This window comes from Alteromonas sp. ABH2_165 (assembly GCF_056159945.1).
Window position 1 is genome coordinate 248,432 of sequence record NZ_JBSWWF010000008.1, and the last position, 17,329, is coordinate 265,760.

The window sequence follows — 17,329 nt, forward strand, 5'->3', positions numbered from 1 at the left end:
TCGATTGCACAACTGAATAATAAGAATATTCATCTAACGACATTGGAGAGCACCACGGCTGCCGAAAAGTCAGCAGCCGGACAAAGTAAATGCTTAGCTTTCGCAGCACTCCACTAGCTGTTTTCTTTAATATCAAATTTTTTCGCGAGTATTTTATCAACCATTCGCTCTGGTAGCATGGTAGGTAGGGTATAGTTAACCAGCTTGTTCGGCACCGGAGCATAGCGTGCTTTAGGCTTTTCTGCGGTCATTGCCTCGTAAACCACGTCGGCGATGTAGTCGGTTTCGAGCCCGTCTTCGCCTCCTTCTATCATTACGTCGAGGAAGGTCTTAATTGAATCTTCCCAGGCGGTCCCTTTATATTGCCCGGCAGCATCCGCTTCCTTTGCTTTTTTCCATATTGGAGTTTTAACGCTGCCTGGACCAATTGATATTGAGTCTATACCGTATACCAACAGCTCGCGGCGCAAACTATCGGTAATACTCTCCATGGCGTGTTTGCTGGCAGTGTAAGCGCCCAGAAACGGAGACGGCAGCTCCCCACCTACACTGGTAATATTAACAATGCGTCCGGGGGCCCCGTCCAATGACTCATTGGTACCCAGAAGTGGTAAAAAGGCCTGGGCCATTCGCAGCCCGCCGAATGCGTTCACTTCAAAATGCTGTATAAACTCATCGATATCCTGTAACGCCAACGGGGCAATTTTAGCTATACCAGCATTGTTAACCAGTCCGTTGAGGGTGTGACCTGCTAGCTGCTCTGAAACTGCATCCACGGCTGAACTGATTTGCTCCGGCTTGGATACGTCCAGAAACAGGGGCTGGATACTCGCTTCTTTTTCCTTAAGGTTTTGCGCATCATCTTCATTGCGCACACCTGCAAACACTAACCATCCCTCCTGCGCAAACCGGATAGAGATAGATTCACCGAGTCCTGATGAAGCGCCTGTAACTATAATAGATTTCATAAATGTCTCCCTGAATCAAAAAAGGTGAATTAAATTAAGAGCTCAGAGGTTGGCTATCAGCAGGTAAACCGCCAGGGCAGCTTCAGCAGTAAAATATCCCCAGCTTTGTTTAGATCCCGCTTTGTTGCCAAAGATACCCGAAATTCTGCCAACAGCAGCGCCAGCATATAAAAAGCCAACCATCGCATAAGCTTCAGGGATAGAAAGCAAGATTGCACCGACCCCCGCGCCGATAAATAACGCGCCATTTGCCGCCCGAATTTCCGTGTAGCCCATATTGCTGCCATCTGTTTTGAGACCGAGTTTATCCATGGTATAGCGGGGAGCGAGAAACCCGACTAACCCCAGCGCGATAGTGAGTACCATTGCAATAATGTTTAATGTGTCAATCATGATTTCCCCGTGTGGCAAGTGAGAATGTATTATCTGGCTGATATGCAATGACCCGAAGCTTTTGCATGCCGGGAGCATGCTCAGTGGCGTTAGCGGTAGGGTCAGGTTGCTTAAACAACCGCTAACACCAATTTCTACTACGGGTAAACCTGCAGAGATTACTCAGAAGGCCGCGAATAAGGCCTAATCAAGGTTAAATTTGTTTAACAGGAGGGCAGGGATTCCAGCCTGGAGGGTTTATGCACTGTAACGGGCTGAGGTAGAAAAATAGAATGCAGAGTGTACGAGCTTTGCCAGAGTACTGGCGCTAGCGAATTTTATTAAGCAACAAAAAGCGATATCGCCATGACAGCAGAGTCAGTGCTGCGCCGGTAATCACACCGAAGAACAGCAGACCAGCGTGAAAACTAAATGCCGAGGAGGTAAGTTGTCGCTGGGCCTTAAGCAGTGCGTTGTTATCAATGACTAATTGCAACAAAGCGGTTTGCACCTGTTGCTTATTATTAATCGATACCATTCTTACAGAGTCTTCGAACTTAGCTGGGTCCTGTTTTTCAACGTATGAAGGTTCACTTACTGCACTGCCAAGCATATTACCTTCAAGGTCAAAAACAGCAGCCCGGTGGATAATATGAGATTTTACCAGTCTGGCGAGATGGCTGTTAATTTTTTCCTGCTGCCGCATCTCCGCTGCATCCGCCAGCAGTAACCTATACTGTTCGGCTAATACATCTACCGGTGCAGAAGCGGCCAGTTCCAGCGACTGCTGTGAATCACGTTTCTGAAACACAGCCAGCGTGATCGCAGCTGTTATTAGCAGAACAACCGTTATCAAGTGCACGTTTCGCTTTTGCAGCCATGCAAACCAATGCGTTTTCTCTAGGGCGGGCGTTTTCCATGCCGCGTATTTATCAGTCATATTCAAAAAGCTTAACGGTTTGTGTTCATGATACCGGTTTTCGGTTCCTGGGCATAATCTATTCATAAAAGGCTGTTTTACCTTGTCGATGAATTCGCTAGGATACGCATACTTTTATTGGCAGGATTTTATTTTGAGCGTGTTAACGGTTTCTTCATTACATAGTCAGCAAGGCTTGCTGGCGTTATTCAGCGCACAACCAGATGGCGTGGTGTTTAAAGATTCGCAGTGGCAGGCTGCAAGTGGCAGTGAAGCTGCGACAGACGCAGTGTTAACCGTGTATGCCCCGGCGCTTACCCTTGGCCAACTGGCAGGTATTACTCAAGCGTTGGAAGGAACTTGTGATCTTCACGGTTTTACCCTGCATCCGCTTAGCGGTAAGTTTCATGAAGTGGTGGTAAAAGCACCGGTAACGGTGTTAGATGAATCTGCATTGGAGCCGCAGTTGGAAGCTATTGCCGCCCAGTATTATGTCGATATTGTTGTACAGCATAATCAACCAGAACTTGCTCAACCGGGTTTGTTAGTGATGGACATGGACAGCACTATTATCCAAATTGAATGTATCGATGAAATCGCCAAACTAGCGGGACTGGGTGAAAAAGTCGCAGAAGTAACTGCACGGGCCATGCGCGGTGAATTGGCATTCAGCGAAAGTCTGATTTCCCGAGTGGCTTGCTTAAAAGGGGTGCCAGTTGCACAGCTCGCGCAAATTCGTGACAGCATTCCACTGATGCCAGGCGTTGTACCGCTCATTACAGAATTAAAAGCCCATGGCTGGAAAATTGCTATTGCCTCTGGCGGCTTTACTTACTTCGCTGACTATGTGAAGGAGCGCCTTGGTTTAGATGCGGCTTACTCGAATACGTTAAAAGTTGACGGCGACGTGTTAGCCGGAGAAGTGGTGGGTGAAATCGTTGACGCCGACGTTAAAGCACGCACAGTGGCGTCGCTGGCAGATGAATGGCAAATTCCCATGTCGCAAACGGTGGCGATGGGCGACGGTGCTAACGATTTAGTGATGATGGCTAAAGCCGCATTGGGTGTTGCTTGTCATGCTAAGCCGTTAGTACGTGAAAAAGCCGATACTGCTATTCGTTACAGTGGCTTACAAGGCATGCTTTATTTACTCAAATAATGGGTTTTTAGTCAAGGTACGCGTTGCAGAAATGCGATTCGCAGTACTATAAGTCGCAAAAGAATTATTCGTAAAGTACGGAGGGTGATAGCGGGAACGCGAGTCACCCTTTTACCTGAGTCAATTCAACATTTTTTGAATGCGGTTTGTTGCCTCGTTGGCTTTTACAACCTGGCTATTACGCGCAATCGTGGCTTGGTCATACCCGAAACGCATGAGTACTTCCTGGGTCATGTCGATTAAATGCACTGACGCACCCATAGACCAGATTTTTTCTTCTAACTCTTTTGCGCGGTGCAAAGCATAGGTGCTGACATAATTTAATTCAGCTTGCAGCATGGCCAAATCGGGCTTACCTGTAAGCGTAATTAACACCTGAAACGCAACAAAATGCCCTTTTGAAATCGCCTCTGAAATAAATGCTTTCTTACTCTCATCGTTAGCAAACTGCTTATCAAGCTTGGGTATTACTGCCTGGCCAATCTTTTTCGCTGTAGGGTCATACGCAACCAATAACTCTTCTCTTACTAACTGATGGTCGATTTTCAACGTCTTTATACTGCTTGCTATAAGCGGCGATTCTTGTTGTCTGTCCCGGTATAGGAACTCAATATTAACGCTGTTTTGCGACGCAGCATGGGAGAGTAAGTGACAAGGCACGGTCCCTTTGTTTTGATAGACTGCCGTATCAGGTTCGTATCTCACACCGGTTTTAGCCAGCAAGAAAGCAAAATTAGGCGTGTGACGCGCATTAATACAGCGAAGCGCATGACCAATCCCTGGGGTTTCCTCTTCTTCAGGATAGGTTTTCAATGACTGCTTGTTTTGTTTTATGAGTGTATTGAAGAATTGCCGTGCCGCTGCGCCGGCTTCGCCTTCTACGGCTTTCAAATGCAGAATATTGCGGTCGGCATTATGATGAATCACTTCATAGTTCATACTGACCGTAGCTGACTTCGCGGACAGGCGAGGAAATTGTACTTTCACCATACTCCCAGCATCCCCCGCAAACTCAGGAGAAATTTCAAGGCGCAAGCCAGATATGGAAATGTCTTCAGAAATGCCTGTGCTATGGAAGCTGTCATCGAAGCCCGTCAATTCGATAGGTGAACGCAGAATGTAGCGCGTCTCCATTCGCTGTTCGGAAAAACGATAGCGGTAGGGTTTAACGGCTATGGGCGCTTTGTTTCTGGGGTGACCAAAAACACGTAATCCACCAAGGTTCTTTCTGTCGAATTTGCGTGAGGCATATTGCCGCTGGCCAGAAAGGGAGGTCACATCAGTGATATGGACAATATACTTGAGGTTTTTGAGTCTTGCCATTAGTCGAGCCGACGGTGGCGAATTTTGTTTTTTCGCTGCGTTAGCGGCACTATCGGGAATGGATAGCGGGGCATAAGCCTCGTCGGGTGTCATCGAGGACAAGGTGAGTTTGAACACCCGCCAACTGACTTTCCGAGAGCCAAAGCCAATATAGAGGGCCTTGAGTTTGTCATTTTGTTCAAGCTCTAAATTGGAAGCAGAATAGAAATACACTGCGCCATCTTTTAAGTGAGTAAAGCAGTAAATGTACATTTCCGCTTGGGTTGTCGACTGCTTCTGCAACCAGGCCAGACGCGAGGGCTTGAGCATATAACCCAACTTCACATCATCTTTTTCATCTTTCCAGTAGTCCAGAATTTCCTTGTTTGTACTGTTGAGCATGGCGTAGCGGGGTAGCAGATGATTGTCTTGCTCATCAATAAAAATGGGCAAAGATGGGCTACAAGGTGAAATATATTGCTCAGCCGTTTTATTGATAATCGCTTCAACGGTGTTATTTAGATTTACCTTATACCGCCGCTTGTTTCCGTGGATAAAGTTATTTAGAAATTTATCAAATGACGGTGCTGGGAAATCTGTGTTTCTTTTTAAAATTAAATAGAAATTACCGCGCTCAAATTTGGTAGTGATAACGTGATAATGAATGCCATTTCGGTTGTCCATAGCAAATTCATCTTCAAATCCGCGGAAATGGATTTGCAATGGCTGACCAGAAGTAAAGGCATATTCGTTAGGAAGCTTAAGTCGAAGCCCTTCTATTGAAATGTCTACACTCGTGCCTTTGAAGAAATTGTGATGTTCATCTTCAATGTCTAACGCAACCGCAAAGTTCATCCTTTCATGATTACGATGATGGTACGCCAACAAATTTACGACGGGAATAATGTGGTTTGGTAGATTTTCTTGGTTAGATTCAGGGGTGTTTTTTTCTTCAGAGCGGGCTGCTTCGGCCCGGTCGCGCATAACCCGAAAATTGTTTTCGGTTTTCATCACCGCTTCGTAAACGCCAAACGTGTAGTTGCCGTATACTTTGACTTGACGTTTAAACACGTCAATGGCTACGTCGTCCAAGTAGTGTTTTCGATCGCGAAATTCGAACAGTCGGCAATCGCCGTCAACCTGGCCTCGTAAGTCAATGGCGCGAAGGCAGGGCTTGGCCAACCGTTTGAGCTCCATCTTAATCAAGAAGCGCTTTTCTGAAGGAAGCTCACGGGTAAGTTGGCTCAGAACCTGATTAAATTCCGGACGCCCGACAGACGGTTTCAATTGCTCAATGACATCTGCAAATTGCTGAAGTTCTTTTTCCATTTCACCGACTAATCTTATCTGGCTGCCAACATCATCTGTCTTTATCGGCAGCATTGCAGGTAACTACAACTTAAATTAAGACCGGAAGCTTATCCTTTATTATTTTTCCGGTGTGCGGACCACAGATATTAACGGTAGAATAGCGGCAAATACCACTGTTTTGTTACATCTTTACTCAACTATCACTATGGCTAAACGAAAAACCGCATACGTATGTTCCGATTGTGGCGCTGAATTTCCGCGTTGGCAGGGGCAGTGCAGTGACTGCAAATCCTGGAACACCATTTCTGAATTTGTCGTCTCTCCAGCAAAAACGCCCAAAGCCGGATTAAGTGGCTATGCAGGACAAACCAACGCGCGAATAGAGCCTCTCAATGCCATTGATTTAGAGGCATTGCCGCGATTTAGCTCAGGTTTCAAAGAGCTGGACCGGGTGCTCGGGGGCGGCATTGTTCCTGGCGCTGCCATGCTGATTGGTGGCTCTCCCGGGGCAGGTAAAAGTACATTGCTGCTTCAGGTTATGTGCGAACTGGCAAAAGAGAAAAGCGCCTTGTATGTCACCGGTGAGGAATCGCTGCAGCAGGTTGCGCTGCGGGCTCAGCGTTTGAATCTGCCTACTGACAAGTTGATGATGCTAGCAGAAACTAATGTGGAAACCATCTGCGAGCTGGCACTCACTCAGCAACCGAAGATCATGGTTATCGATTCCATCCAGGTAATGAATGTGTCAGATGTGCAGTCTGCGCCGGGCAGTGTGTCGCAGGTACGTGAAAGTGCCGCCTACCTGACCCGCTTTGCTAAGCAGAATCATATAGCCATGTTTATCGTTGGTCATGTTACCAAAGACGGCAACTTGGCTGGCCCCAAGGTGTTAGAACACTGTATCGACTGTTCTATGATGCTGGAAGGGGAAAGTGATGGGCGATTTAGAACCTTGCGCAGCCACAAAAATCGCTTTGGTGCGGTGAACGAGCTGGGCGTGTTCGGCATGACCGAGCGGGGTTTAAAAGAAGTGAATAACCCTTCGGCAATCTTCCTCAGCCGCGGTGAAAATCAGGCACCGGGTTCCAGCGTCATGGTGGTGTGGGAAGGGACGCGGCCGCTACTGGTAGAAATTCAGGCGCTGGTGGATTATTCCCAGATGGCAAATCCCCGGCGAATTGCCGTGGGATTGGAACAGAACCGCCTGGCCATGCTACTGGCGGTGCTGCATCGCCACGGCAATGTGCAGATGAACGACCAGGATGTGTTCGTGAACGTGGTGGGCGGTGTGAAAATTGGTGAAACGGGTGCTGATTTAGCGCTACTGCTGGCTATGGTGAGCAGTTTCCGCAACCGTTCATTACCGCGGGATTTGATTGTGTTTGGCGAAGTTGGGCTGGCTGGGGAAATTCGCCCGGTGCCCAATGGCACTGAGCGTATTACTGAAGCGGCTAAACATGGCTTTAAGCGGGCTATTGTGCCTAAAGCCAATGCGCCGAAGCAACCTATCCCGGGATTGATCGTAGTTCCGGTGAGTCAACTCTCAGATGCATTAGAAGCCGTTAGCGAACAGTAGTGCTACGCGTCTTTTTTATACACAGCATCAATAAGAGCATTAAGATCCTGTTCACTCAGACCAGGATCGCCACTGTTTAAATTAATCAGTGTGCGCAATTCAGCCAGGCATTCCACCTCGACATGGTCGACCTTACAGCCGATAAATATCAGATCAGAATTGCCCTGAGACTGGCGATAAAGCTGCTGAAGATAAAGCGTAATTAATGGACTGTCGGGGTTGGCTTTGAACACAACCGTGTAGGGGTCATGGCTGTCAAAGGGCAACATTTCCAGCATGGCTTCGGCCGCGCTTAGCCTCAACCCTTGCAGGGAAACATCTTCAATTGTGACGGGTATGCTATTACCGTGAAGGCTTAATTCTCCCGGTACTTTCAAATCAACTCGCTGGAACTGGCGTTTATCCACGTTATCCTTCCCACATGCTTACCCCTAATTATTAGTATAAACAAAAGGGTAAGGTCAACCTGATAGGTAAAATTTATCAAACCCAATGGGTAAAAGCACGAAATAGATAATAAAAACCCCGCATGACGCGGGGTTCGATGATTATTTCTTCGCCATTCGCTTGTATTTCAAGCGGTGGGGCTCTACAACGTCTTGTCCGAAGTTTTCTTTCAGCCAGGTTTCGTAATCGGTGTAGTTACCTTCAAAGAAGTTAACTTTACCTTCATCACGATAGTCAATGATGTGGGTAGCTACGCGGTCGAGGAACCAGCGATCGTGCGAAATAACCATGGCACAGCCTGGGAATTCCAATAACGCATTTTCCAGTGCACGCAGGGTTTCCACGTCGAGGTCGTTGGTAGGTTCATCGAGCAGCAGTACGTTGCCACCGGCTTTCAGTAGTTTGGCCAAGTGAACACGGTTACGCTCACCACCGGACAGATCGCCAATGAATTTTTGCTGATCGCTGCCACGGAAGTTAAAGCGGCTGCAGTAAGCGCGGCTATTAATTTCAAAGTTACCGATGCGGATAATGTCCGAGTCGTCAGAAATTTCCTTCCACACGGTGTTTTTGTCGTTCATGTGGTCACGGAACTGTTCCACGCTGGCAAGATGAACGGTATCACCAATTACGACTTCACCTTCGTCAGGTTGTTCCTGACCTGAAATCATTTTAAACAGGGTCGATTTACCCGCACCGTTCGGTCCGATAATACCCACGATAGCGCCTTTCGGTACCACGAAGTCCATGTCATCGATAAGTATGCGGTCACCGTAAGCTTTCTTCAGGTGCTTCACTTCAATGACTTTATCGCCCAGACGTTCGCCAGGTGGAATAAACAGTTCGTTGGTTTCATTACGCTTCTGGTAATCAGAGGTGGACATTTCTTCAAAACGGGCCATACGGGCTTTCGATTTAGCATGACGGCCTTTCGGGTTCGAGCGTACCCATTCCAGTTCCTGCTTCATCGATTTCACGCGGGCATTTTCAGTGCGTTCTTCCTGGGCAAGGCGGGCTTCTTTCTGTTCCAGCCAAGAAGAATAGTTACCTTCCCAAGGAATACCGTGACCACGGTCGAGTTCCAAAATCCAGCCTGCCACGTTATCAAGGAAATAACGGTCGTGGGTAATGGCTACTACGGTACCTTCATAGTCGTGAAGGAAGCGTTCCAGCCAGGCAACAGATTCGGCGTCTAGGTGGTTAGTCGGTTCGTCAAGCAGCAGCATGTCTGGCTTTTCAAGCAACAGACGACACAGCGCAACACGGCGACGCTCACCACCTGATAATTTAGACACATCGGCATCCCACGGTGGCAGACGCAGGGCGTCGGCGGCACGTTCTAATGCGTTATCCAGGTTGTGACCATCTTTAGCCTGAATGATGGCTTCCAGTTCACCTTGCTCTTTAGCCAACGCATCGAAATCGGCGTCAGCTTCGGCATAGGCGGCATACACTTCGTCTAGACGGGTAAGGGCGTGTTTTACGTCAGCAACCGCTTCTTCGATGTTGCCGCGTACGTCTTTGGTTTCGTCCAGCTTCGGTTCTTGAGGGAGGTAACCGATATTGATACCCGGCTGTGGGCGGGCTTCGCCCTCAATTTCGGTGTCCACACCAGCCATAATGCGCAGCAGGGTGGATTTACCCGCACCATTCAGACCGAGTACGCCGATTTTAGCGCCAGGAAAAAAGCTTAAAGAGATATCTTTTAAGATATGACGGTTGGGTGGCACAATTTTGCCAACCCGATGCATAGAATATACGTATTGAGACATACTCGTAACAGTGTCCTTAAATGAATTAACCGTATTGTACTCGTTTTCCCGTGGATCTGACCAGTGAAGCCGGTAACGATTTTGGCAATTGGCGGAAAAATATCCGCATAGTTGTTAAACCAACGGATTTTAGTGATAAGGGTCAGGACGAGAGTGATATTTTACAGTAGCATACACACAAAATTTCCGAACAGGATTTGCGCATGACAGCACAAAAAAAGCACACATATACTCTTGCCGAACTGGCTGAGCACGTAGGTGGTCAGGTGGGCGGTCAGGGAAATGCCGCAGAAGTGAAAATCAGTGGTGTTGGTACACTGGCTGGCTCAGAAAGCCATCAAATTTCTTTTCTCACCAATGTAAAATACAAGTCTCAGTTGGCCGAAACCAAGGCCGGTGCGGTAATCATTCATGATAAAGCCGCAGACGAATGCCCGGTACCGGCACTCATTCATGGTAATCCGCACGCTGCCTTTGCGCGCATCGCGCAGTTGTTCGATACCACGCCAGTTGTCGCTACAGGTATTGCTGCCTCGGCGGTAGTGGCGTCGTCTGCCACATTGGGCACCAATGTGTCATTAGGTCACAATGTGATTATTGAAGACAACGTGGTGCTGGGCGACAACGTCACTATTGGCGCAAATACCGTTATCGGTAAAGGTGCGAAAATTGGTGAAGACACCACCATTTATCCGAATGTGACCATTTATCATGAAGTTAATATTGGTAAGCGCGTTACCATTCACAGCCAAACGGTTATTGGCGCATCAGGATTCGGTTATGCCAACGACAAAGGCACCTGGATCCCAATTCCACAAACCGGCAGTGTCCGCATTGGCGACGATGCGCAAATTGGTGCTTCCAGCAGTATCGACCGTGGCGCCATGGAAGACACCATTATTGGTAAGAATGTGATTATCGATAACCAGGTACAGGTGGGTCATAACTGTATCATTGACGACCATTCCTGTATCTGCGGTGCCACCGGCATCGCCGGAAGTTGTCATATCGGTAAATACGTGATCATCGGCGGTGGCGTAGGCATCAACGGTCATATTTCTATTTGCGATAATGTGCAGGTTACCGGCTACACCATGATCGTGCAGGACATCACAGAACCCGGCGTGTATTCCTCTGGTCAGCCAGCGATGAAGAACCGCGATTGGCGCAAGGTTACTGTGCGAGGCCGACAGATAGACGACCTGTTTAACCGGGTTAAAGCACTGGAAAAAGGGGGCCAGTAAGGTCTACCTTATACTGAACAGGCTCATAGGAGCCTGTTTTTGTATCTGCAGTTCGGTTTTTCTAAAGGGGCAATTATGAAGACGATCGGGTTACTCGGCGGCATGAGCTGGGAAAGTACCGTTGGCTATTACCGAGCAATAAACCAAGGCGTGAAGCAAGCGTTGGGAGGATTGCATTCAGCGAAAATAGTGTTGGTGAGCGTCGATTTTGCCGAAATTGAAGCATGCCAATCTCGTGGTGACTGGGAAACCGCCGGGGCCTTGCTGGCTGCCGGAGCGCGTCAGTTAAAGTCTGCTGGCGCGGAATGCTTACTTATTTGTACCAACACCATGCACAAGGTGGCAGATGCCGTGAATGCGGCAACGAATTTGCCGCTTATTCATATTGCCGATGCGACGGCTGAACGGCTGGTGGCAGACAAGGTTGCAAAAGTCGGTTTGCTTGGCACGGCTTTCACCATGGAGCAGGATTTTTACACGGGGCGCCTGCGGACTCATGGACTGGATGTTATCGTACCTGAAGAGGTCGATCGCCACATTGTGCATCGCGTTATTTATGAGGAATTGTGCCTTGGAAACATCTCAGCATCGTCGAAAGCAGAGTATTTACGTATTATCGATTTACTCCGCGCTAACGGCGCTGAAGCGGTCATACTCGGATGTACAGAAATCGGCTTGTTAGTCACGGATGCCGATACCGAAGTGCCACTTTTCGATACCACCGCCATTCACGCGCAAAAGGCAGTGGAATTTGCCTTACAAAATAACTGAGTTAACCGCTTATTCCACTTTCATATCAGTTAAATAAATAATTGCTAAAGCCCACCGGTTGTATGCCCCATGCCGATGTGAAACTTTCTTCACATCGGATCTTATGATTAATGCTAACAAAGCAGTATACATAGCGTCTAAAATGACTAAAATATGCCCCTCATTTTATAGCAGTCCAAAAATACGCAGAGTAAGGAGCCTTCATGTTACCTCGCGATATGACTATTGCGGATTACGATCCGGAACTGGCAGATGCCATGGCGAAAGAAGCTGAGCGTCAAGAGCACCACATCGAGCTCATCGCATCAGAGAACTATTGTAGCCCCCGAGTCATGGAAGCACAGGGTTCACAGCTGACTAATAAATATGCTGAAGGTTATCCTGGTAAGCGTTATTACGGTGGTTGTGAGCATGTAGACGTGGTTGAGCAATTAGCTATCGACCGTGCGAAGCAGCTGTTTGGTGCTGAATACGCAAACGTACAACCGCACGCAGGTTCACAGGCCAATGCGGCAGCGTTCATGGCGCTGATCAACGCTGGCGATACCGTATTAGGTATGAGCCTATCTGAAGGTGGTCACCTTACTCACGGTTCACACGTAAACTTCTCTGGTAAGACGTACAATGCAGTACAGTATGGTCTGAATCAGGAAACCGGCGAAATTGATTACGAGCAGGTTGAAGCTCTGGCGCTTGAGCACAAGCCTAAGCTGATCATCGGTGGTTTCTCTGCTTACTCTAAAGTGGTTGATTGGGCCCGTTTCCGCGAAATCGCAGACAAAGTGGGTGCGTACCTGTTAGTCGACATGGCACACGTTGCCGGTCTGATTGCAGCTGGCGTTTACCCAAGCCCACTGCCTCACGCACACGTGGTAACTACCACCACGCACAAAACACTGGCTGGCCCGCGCAGTGGTCTTATTCTGTCTGCCTGTGGCGACGAAGATATTTACAAAAAGCTAAACAGTTCAGTATTCCCGGGTAACCAGGGTGGTCCTCTGTGTCACGTTATCGCTGCAAAAGCAGTAGCATTCAAAGAAGCCCTGCAGCCTGAATTCAAAGCATACCAGCAGCAGGTTGTTAAGAACGCGAAAGCGATGGTTGAAGTGATGCTTGAGCGCGGTTTCGACATCGTTTCCGGCGGTACTGAAAACCACCTGTTCCTGCTTGACCTGATCAAGAAAGACATCACTGGTAAAGATGCCGACGCTGCCCTTGGCCGCGCGAACATCACAGTGAACAAAAACTCGGTGCCAAATGATCCGCGTTCTCCGTTCGTAACCAGCGGTCTGCGTATTGGTAGCCCGGCAATTACCCGTCGCGGTTTTAAAGAGCAGGAAGCAAAACAGGTAGCTACTTGGATTTGCGACATTCTTGACAACATGGGTGATGAAAGTGTTGTTGAGCGTGTTAAAGGCGAAGCCATCAAACTGTGTGAAGCATTCCCTGTTTACGGTTAATAGCCCCTCGCGTTAAACTAAGAACCGCCGGACAACCCTGTCCGGCGGTTTTGTTGTTTTAAGGACTCCCCATGTTTTGCCCGTTTTGTTCGGCTCAGGAAACCAAAGTTATCGATTCCCGTCTGGTGGCAGAAGGGCATCAGGTGCGCCGTCGCCGGGAATGCGTGATCTGTCACGAACGTTTTACTACGTTTGAGAGCGCAGAATTGGTGATGCCCCGTGTGATTAAACGTGACGGTTCGCGGGAACCGTTTAACGAAGACAAACTCCGTGCAGGCCTGCAGCGTGCACTGGAAAAACGTCCGGTGAGTACAGAGCGTATTGAGGAAGTGATTTTGTCACTGAAATCCGCCCTACGTGCTACTGGAGAGCGTGAAGTCTCTAGTGAATATCTGGGTAATCTGATTATGGATGCCCTTAAAGAACTGGATAAAGTGGCTTATGTACGCTTTGCCTCTGTCTACCGTTCGTTTGAAGATATTCGCGAGTTCGGTGAGGAAATTGCCCGCCTGGGAGACTAATCCGCTGTTATGACATGCTCATTATCTGCGTCAGTAAATGACGATTACACCTGGATGGCTAAGGCCATCAAACTGGCCCGAAAAGGCCGCTTCACCACCTCACCGAACCCTCGGGTTGGGTGTATCGTTCTCGATGCAAAAGGTGAGTTAGCCGGGCAGGGCTTTCACGTTCAGGCGGGGACGCCACACGCTGAAGTGCATGCGCTACGTGAAGCCGGTGAAAAGGCCCGTGGCGGCACCGCGTATGTCACTTTGGAGCCATGCAGCCATTTCGGTCGCACGCCTCCTTGTGCCAATGCCCTCATCGATGCCGGCGTGAGCCGGGTGGTGGTGGCGATGACCGACCCAAATCCGCAAGTGAGTGGTAATGGCATACGGCGCTTGCAGGATGCCGGCATCGACGTGGTTACCGACGTACTGGCCGCTGAGTCCGCTGCGCTCAATCCGGGATTCATTAAGCGCATGGTTACCGGTAAGCCAAGAGTGACCGTAAAAATGGGCATTAGCCTCGATGGTAAAATTGCCTTATCCAATGGTGTGAGTCAGTGGATCACTGGTTCTGAAGCCCGCCGCGATGTGCAATTACAGCGCGCGCAGAGTTGTGCAGTGCTTACCGGCTCTGGTACTGCGCTGGCTGATAACCCCAGCTTGCTGGTAAGAAAAGCCGAAGCCGATTTGTCCGACTATCCTGCATTGCCACTGCGCCAGCCTCTGCGCGTTGTCATTGATTCTCATAATGCTTTACCGAGCAATTTACAGTTGTTTACCGACGGTCATAAAACACTGCGCATTACTGGGCAGCCCATAGCGCCAGAGACTGACGTGCCGGCTCAGGCAATCTCAATGAAAGGCGATCACATCGATTTACATGAATTGATGATGAAATTGGGTGAGCGCCAGCTTAACGATGTTTGGGTGGAAGCTGGCCCTGGACTCGCAGGTGCACTGTTAGCTGCCGGAGAGGTCGATCAGCTCGTGGTATATCAGGCCCCTAAAGTACTCGGCGATAAGGCGAAAAGTATGCTTACCTTGCAGGATTTCACTGCGCTGGATCAGACACCATCACTTTCTTTGACCGAAGTCAGGCAAATTGGCCCGGATATCCGCCTGACCTACGATATAATTAGTTAAATTCAGCCAGGAGGCTAACCGATATGTTTACCGGTATTATCCAGGCTCTGGGAACCATTCGTTCACTGGACCACCGTGGTGAGGACATCAAACTCACCGTTTCGTCTGAGAAGCTCGACATGTCGGATGTGGCGTTAGGCGATAGCATTGCCACAAACGGCGTTTGCTTAACGGTTACCGAGTTTGGTCAAGACTACTACTGCGCCGATGTTTCAGCCGAAACCATTAAGTACACGGGCTTCGCCAATTATAAGCCAGGTAGCACCGTAAACCTTGAGAAGGCCATGCGTCCTACCGATCGTTTCGGTGGTCATATTGTTTCCGGTCACGTAGACGGTGTAGGCGAAGTAAAACGTATTGTTAAGCACGCCACCTATATTGAAATTTGGGTTGCTGCCCCCACTGATCTGGCTAAGTACATCGCCCACAAAGGCAGTATTACTGTCGACGGTGTGAGCCTCACAGTCAATGAGGTAGACGGCAACGAATTTATGCTGTGGATTATTCCCCATACGCTTCAAGAAACGGTGATTGGCACTTATAAAGCCGGTAGCCGGATCAACCTGGAAGTCGACGTGGTAGCACGCTACCTGGAGCGGTTGATGATGGGCGAGAAAGCGGCAGAGAAATCGAGTAAAAAAGACATCAGTATGGCGTTTCTTGCCGAAAATGGCTTTTTGAGAAAATAACCCTACACAAGTGAAATTATGGCACTCAACACATCAGCAGAAATAATTGAAGATATCCGTCAGGGTAAAATGGTCATTCTGATGGATGACGAAGATCGTGAAAACGAAGGCGATATCATCATGGCGGCGGAGCATGTAACGCCAGAAGCGATTAACTTTATGGTAACCCACGCCCGTGGTTTGGTTTGTCTGCCTATGACCCAGGAACGTTGTGCACGTTTAAACCTGCCATTAATGGTCGATAAAAACGGCGCTCAATTCCACACCGCATTTACCGTATCGATTGAAGCTGCGCGTGGCGTAACCACCGGTATTTCTGCCGCTGATCGTGCCACAACTGTGCTTGCCGCTGTTGGCAAAGATGCCGTTGCTGCCGATGTGGTTCAACCTGGACATATTTTCCCTTTAATCGCGAAAGACGGTGGTGTGCTGAATCGCGCTGGGCACACCGAAGCCAGTGTTGACCTGGCTCGATTAGCAGGTTGCGAACCGGCTGCGGTGATTGTTGAAATTCTAAATGAAGACGGCACCATGGCCCGTCGTCCTGAATTAGAAAAGTTTGCCGAGAAGTACGATATTAAAATTGGCACCATTGCCGACTTGATTGAATACCGTAATCTTAACGAAACCACCATCGAAAAAGTCGCGCAGTGTCATTTGCCGACGGAGTACGGCGATTTCGAATTGCATACATTTAAAGATGTGATTGATAACCAAATCCATTTCGCATTGAAGAAAGGGGATATCAATCCAGAAGATCCCACGCTCGTTCGGGTACATCTGCACAATACATTGGGTGACTTGCTTGGCTCAACCCGCAATATTAGCCGCACGATGACGCTGCAGGATGCGATGAAGCGGATTGCCGATGAAGGTGGCGTCTTGGTGCTGCTAGGCAAAGAAGAAGATCTGGAAAGCCAGGTTAGACAGTTTGCCGCGGAAGACCGCGGTGAACAGCCAGAAGGCAAGACGTGGACAGGCTCGTCGCGCACCGTCGGTGTGGGAAGTCAGATCCTGGCAACATTAGGCGTGAAGAAAATGCGCCTGTTAAGTAAGCCTGTTAAGTATCATGCATTGTCAGGTTTCGGGCTCGACGTTGTCGAATATATTCATTCATAAGTTCGCGTTGCTTTCGTGAACAATCGATTCAGTTTGTGCGCAGTTATGCTATACTGCGCGCCGTTTTTTCATAGGGGTGGAATTCCATGCAGGTAATTGAAGGTAACATTCGCGCGACAGGCAAAAAATTCGCTATTGTTGTGTCTCGTTTTAACAGTTTTGTTGTAGAAAGCTTGCTGGAAGGTGCACTTGATACCTTAGAGCGTCACGGCGAAGTCAGCGACGGCGACATCACGCTTGTTCGTGTTCCAGGCGCTTATGAGTTACCTGTAGCGGCTAAAAAAATCGCGGAAAAGGGCCAGTTCGATGCCATCATCGCATTGGGCGCGGTTATTCGTGGAGGTACGCCGCACTTTGATTTTGTTGCTGGAGAGTGTAACAAAGGTCTGGCGCAAGTTTCTTTAGAATACGGTATTCCGGTCTCTTTCGGTGTAATCACCACAGACTCAATCGAACAGGCAATAGAACGTTCAGGCACTAAAGCCGGCAACAAAGGTGCAGAAGCTGCACTGGGCGCGCTGGAAATGGTGAACGTTGTTTCTGCCCTTAACGATCTTTAATCGGGGGT

At 48.7% G+C, this 17,329-nt stretch carries 16 protein-coding genes; 10 read left to right on the forward strand and 6 right to left on the reverse strand.

Annotated elements, in window-relative coordinates; genetic code table 11:
* Positions 1-113 precede the first annotated feature (113 nt).
* The 3 genes from ACXAFQ_RS16525 to ACXAFQ_RS16535 form a co-directional block, all read right to left on the reverse strand.
* Positions 114-968 carry an SDR family NAD(P)-dependent oxidoreductase gene (locus ACXAFQ_RS16525; protein WP_474824533.1) on the reverse strand — a complete coding sequence of 285 codons (855 nt, stop codon included), beginning with the start codon at positions 966-968 and terminating at the stop codon, positions 114-116.
* A 42-nt stretch (positions 969-1,010) separates the two neighbouring features.
* Positions 1,011-1,361, reverse strand: coding sequence for a DUF4345 family protein (locus tag ACXAFQ_RS16530; RefSeq protein ID WP_474824534.1), 351 nt, complete (start codon positions 1,359-1,361; stop codon positions 1,011-1,013).
* 307 nt (positions 1,362-1,668) lie between these two features.
* Positions 1,669-2,280 carry a hypothetical protein gene (locus tag ACXAFQ_RS16535; protein WP_474824535.1) on the reverse strand — a complete coding sequence of 204 codons (612 nt, stop codon included), beginning with the start codon at positions 2,278-2,280 and terminating at the stop codon, positions 1,669-1,671.
* A 139-nt stretch (positions 2,281-2,419) separates the two neighbouring features.
* On the opposite strand from ACXAFQ_RS16535, the gene serB reads away from it, so the two are divergent.
* Positions 2,420-3,418 (forward strand): phosphoserine phosphatase SerB, encoded by a 999-nt coding sequence (gene serB / locus ACXAFQ_RS16540; RefSeq protein WP_474824572.1) that lies wholly within the window; start codon positions 2,420-2,422, stop codon positions 3,416-3,418.
* 120 nt (positions 3,419-3,538) lie between these two features.
* Here serB and ACXAFQ_RS16545 read toward each other — a convergent pair whose 3' ends face one another.
* Positions 3,539-6,049 carry a PilZ domain-containing protein gene (locus tag ACXAFQ_RS16545; protein WP_474824536.1) on the reverse strand — a complete coding sequence of 837 codons (2,511 nt, stop codon included), beginning with the start codon at positions 6,047-6,049 and terminating at the stop codon, positions 3,539-3,541.
* 187 nt (positions 6,050-6,236) lie between these two features.
* Here ACXAFQ_RS16545 and radA point away from each other — a divergent pair, with 187 nt between their 5' ends.
* Positions 6,237-7,607 (forward strand): DNA repair protein RadA, encoded by a 1,371-nt coding sequence (gene radA, locus ACXAFQ_RS16550; RefSeq protein WP_474824537.1) that lies wholly within the window; start codon positions 6,237-6,239, stop codon positions 7,605-7,607.
* Between the two features lie 2 nt (positions 7,608-7,609).
* On the opposite strand, the gene ACXAFQ_RS16555 is transcribed toward radA, so the two are convergent.
* Positions 7,610-8,014 carry a PilZ domain-containing protein gene (locus ACXAFQ_RS16555; protein ID WP_474824538.1) on the reverse strand — a complete coding sequence of 135 codons (405 nt, stop codon included), beginning with the start codon at positions 8,012-8,014 and terminating at the stop codon, positions 7,610-7,612.
* A 141-nt stretch (positions 8,015-8,155) separates the two neighbouring features.
* Complete coding sequence (gene ettA, locus ACXAFQ_RS16560) at positions 8,156-9,826, reverse strand: energy-dependent translational throttle protein EttA (protein WP_474824539.1); 1,671 nt, start codon at positions 9,824-9,826, stop codon at positions 8,156-8,158.
* A 203-nt stretch (positions 9,827-10,029) separates the two neighbouring features.
* On the opposite strand from ettA, the gene lpxD reads away from it, so the two are divergent.
* The 8 genes from lpxD (at position 10,030) to ribH (ending at position 17,321) form a co-directional block, all read left to right on the forward strand.
* Complete coding sequence (gene lpxD, locus ACXAFQ_RS16565; protein ID WP_474824540.1) at positions 10,030-11,070, forward strand: UDP-3-O-(3-hydroxymyristoyl)glucosamine N-acyltransferase; 1,041 nt, start codon at positions 10,030-10,032, stop codon at positions 11,068-11,070.
* Between the two features lie 75 nt (positions 11,071-11,145).
* Positions 11,146-11,841: an aspartate/glutamate racemase family protein gene (locus tag ACXAFQ_RS16570; RefSeq protein ID WP_474824541.1), complete on the forward strand. Its 696-nt coding sequence runs from the start codon at positions 11,146-11,148 to the stop codon at positions 11,839-11,841.
* Positions 11,842-12,044: 203 nt separating this feature from the next.
* A complete protein-coding gene (gene glyA, locus ACXAFQ_RS16575) occupies positions 12,045-13,301 on the forward strand; it encodes a serine hydroxymethyltransferase (protein WP_474824542.1) in 1,257 nt (418 codons plus the stop codon).
* Positions 13,302-13,372: 71 nt separating this feature from the next.
* Complete coding sequence (gene nrdR / locus ACXAFQ_RS16580) at positions 13,373-13,822, forward strand: transcriptional regulator NrdR (RefSeq protein ID WP_070126694.1); 450 nt, start codon at positions 13,373-13,375, stop codon at positions 13,820-13,822.
* Positions 13,823-13,831: 9 nt separating this feature from the next.
* Complete coding sequence (gene ribD, locus ACXAFQ_RS16585) at positions 13,832-14,953, forward strand: bifunctional diaminohydroxyphosphoribosylaminopyrimidine deaminase/5-amino-6-(5-phosphoribosylamino)uracil reductase RibD (protein ID WP_474824543.1); 1,122 nt, start codon at positions 13,832-13,834, stop codon at positions 14,951-14,953.
* A 23-nt stretch (positions 14,954-14,976) separates the two neighbouring features.
* Positions 14,977-15,642 (forward strand): riboflavin synthase, encoded by a 666-nt coding sequence (locus ACXAFQ_RS16590; protein ID WP_474824544.1) that lies wholly within the window; start codon positions 14,977-14,979, stop codon positions 15,640-15,642.
* An 18-nt stretch (positions 15,643-15,660) separates the two neighbouring features.
* Entirely contained in the window at positions 15,661-16,761 is a 1,101-nt protein-coding gene (gene ribBA, locus ACXAFQ_RS16595; protein ID WP_474824545.1) for a bifunctional 3,4-dihydroxy-2-butanone-4-phosphate synthase/GTP cyclohydrolase II, read from the forward strand.
* A gap of 86 nt (positions 16,762-16,847) precedes the next feature.
* On the forward strand, positions 16,848-17,321 hold the full coding sequence (ribH, locus tag ACXAFQ_RS16600) for a 6,7-dimethyl-8-ribityllumazine synthase (protein ID WP_070126698.1): 474 nt from the start codon (positions 16,848-16,850) through the stop codon (positions 17,319-17,321).
* Positions 17,322-17,329 lie beyond the last annotated feature (8 nt).

Bases quoted from the DNA above. Each gene is read 5' to 3' on its own strand.
- ACXAFQ_RS16525 (WP_474824533.1), bottom strand. From the start codon at position 968: ATGAAATCTATTATAGTTACAGGCGCTTCATCAGGACTCGGTGAATCT.
- ACXAFQ_RS16530 (WP_474824534.1), bottom strand. From the start codon at position 1,361: ATGATTGACACATTAAACATTATTGCAATGGTACTCACTATCGCGCTG.
- ACXAFQ_RS16535 (WP_474824535.1), bottom strand. From the start codon at position 2,280: ATGACTGATAAATACGCGGCATGGAAAACGCCCGCCCTAGAGAAAACG.
- ACXAFQ_RS16545 (WP_474824536.1), bottom strand. From the start codon at position 6,049: ATGGAAAAAGAACTTCAGCAATTTGCAGATGTCATTGAGCAATTGAAA.
- radA (WP_474824537.1), top strand. From the start codon at position 6,237: ATGGCTAAACGAAAAACCGCATACGTATGTTCCGATTGTGGCGCTGAA.
- ettA (WP_474824539.1), bottom strand. From the start codon at position 9,826: ATGTCTCAATACGTATATTCTATGCATCGGGTTGGCAAAATTGTGCCA.
- lpxD (WP_474824540.1), top strand. From the start codon at position 10,030: ATGACAGCACAAAAAAAGCACACATATACTCTTGCCGAACTGGCTGAG.
- ACXAFQ_RS16570 (WP_474824541.1), top strand. From the start codon at position 11,146: ATGAAGACGATCGGGTTACTCGGCGGCATGAGCTGGGAAAGTACCGTT.
- glyA (WP_474824542.1), top strand. From the start codon at position 12,045: ATGTTACCTCGCGATATGACTATTGCGGATTACGATCCGGAACTGGCA.
- nrdR (WP_070126694.1), top strand. From the start codon at position 13,373: ATGTTTTGCCCGTTTTGTTCGGCTCAGGAAACCAAAGTTATCGATTCC.
- ribD (WP_474824543.1), top strand. From the start codon at position 13,832: ATGACATGCTCATTATCTGCGTCAGTAAATGACGATTACACCTGGATG.
- ACXAFQ_RS16590 (WP_474824544.1), top strand. From the start codon at position 14,977: ATGTTTACCGGTATTATCCAGGCTCTGGGAACCATTCGTTCACTGGAC.
- ribBA (WP_474824545.1), top strand. From the start codon at position 15,661: ATGGCACTCAACACATCAGCAGAAATAATTGAAGATATCCGTCAGGGT.
- ribH (WP_070126698.1), top strand. From the start codon at position 16,848: ATGCAGGTAATTGAAGGTAACATTCGCGCGACAGGCAAAAAATTCGCT.